The 1633-nt window shown below is 43.8% G+C and carries 2 protein-coding genes and 1 pseudogene; all 3 read left to right on the forward strand.

What is annotated here, in order from left to right; translation table 11 throughout:
• Nucleotides 1-363, forward strand: a pseudogene (gene bluF / locus ACUU1M_RS20090) (blue light-responsive regulator BluF); the annotation flags it as partial.
• Nucleotides 364-567: 204 nt separating this feature from the next.
• On the forward strand, nucleotides 568-1299 hold the full coding sequence (bluR, locus tag ACUU1M_RS20095) for a DNA-binding transcriptional repressor BluR (protein ID WP_000332306.1): 732 nt from the start codon (nucleotides 568-570) through the stop codon (nucleotides 1297-1299).
• A gap of 220 nt (nucleotides 1300-1519) precedes the next feature.
• Nucleotides 1520-1633 (forward strand): DUF1398 family protein (locus ACUU1M_RS20100; protein ID WP_003760271.1); only part of this gene is annotated, 114 nt, incomplete at its 3' end.

A 1633-nucleotide genomic window follows, 5' to 3' on the forward strand; every position in this document is an offset into this window, starting at 1 on the left:
CGGTTTGATGAGTTTGCAGAAGCGATTAAATCGCTTAAGGCTGCCGGTATCAGTGTAGCAATTGATCATTTTGGCGCAGGTTTTGCCGGTTTGTTACTCCTGTCACGCTTCCAGCCTGACAGAATTAAAATCAGTCAGGAATTGATTACCAATGTTCATAAAAGCGGGCCACGGCAGGCAATTATTCAAGCGATCATAAAATGCTGTACATCACTTGAAATTCAAGTCAGTGCTATGGGCGTGGCAACACCAGAAGAGTGGATGTGGCTTGAATCCGCAGGAATTGAGATGTTTCAGGGAGATCTGTTTGCTAAAGCTAAATTGAATGGTATCCCTTCCATAGCGTGGCCAGAGAAAAAATAATTTTCAGCACATTCTTTCACATGATTTCAGTAAATCATCGTGAAAATGAATACGTTATGTTTAAATTTAATCTACATTAAAAATAATGTTTCATCCAATTTAGCTGAAATCTTATTTATACTTTGTACAATTTTAGCGTATATTGTACAAAGTATTATTGGGTCGTGTACAGGCGACGGAGATTTGTGACCGCAAGGAGGAATTGTGGCTTATTACAGCATTGGTGATGTTGCTGAACGTTGCGGGATTAATCCTGTCACTCTCCGGGCCTGGCAACGCCGCTACGGTTTGTTAAAACCACAGCGCAGTGAAGGCGGACACCGACTCTTTGATGAAGAAGACATACAACGCATCGAAGAGATCAAGCGTTGGATCAGTAATGGCGTCCCTGTAGGCAAAGTTAAAGCATTACTGGAAACCACCAGCCAGGATACGGAAGATGACTGGAGCCGCCTGCAAGAAGAGATGATGTCAATTCTTCGTATGGCTAATCCTGCCAAACTACGCGCGAGAATTATTTCACTGGGTCGAGAGTACCCAGTAGATCAATTGATTAATCATGTTTACCTTCCTGTTCGCCAGCGCCTCGTGCTTGATCACAACACCTCCCGCATTATGAGCAGTATGTTTGACGGCGCATTAATTGAATACGCAGCAACCTCGCTTTTCGAAACGCGCCGTAAGCCCGGTAAAGAAGCCATTCTGATGGCGTGGAATGTTGAAGAGAGAGCACGATTGTGGCTGGAAGCATGGCGTTTATCATTGTCAGGATGGCACATTTCTGTTCTTGCTGATCCCATTGAATCGCCGCGCCCGGAACTGTTCCCGACGCAAACATTGATTGTCTGGACAGGCATGGCACCAACGAGAAGGCAAAACGAACTTTTACAACATTGGGGTGAGCAAGGTTATAAAGTCATCTTTCATGCCCCCTAATTTCACCTTTATCCCGCCCCTTAGACAGAATGTTATAATCTGAACCCACAACAGCATTTGTACCGGAGCTGGTCCGTTGCAAAATGCTCACCGGGAGAATTCAGGTAATCCCTCTATCACACTCTGTACATATCACAGCCAAAGGACAGACCAGATTGAAGTGGTAAAACCGATCGTGCACACTACGCAGTCTCACAACTAACAAGAGGTTATTATCCTGATGGATCAGGTCGTTGTTTTTCAAAAGATGTTTGAGCAAGTGAGAAAAGAGCAAAACTTCTCCTGGTTTTATTCAGAATTAAAACATCACCGTATTGCACATTACATTTATTAT

Source organism: Shigella sp. SIG6 (genome assembly GCF_053555815.1).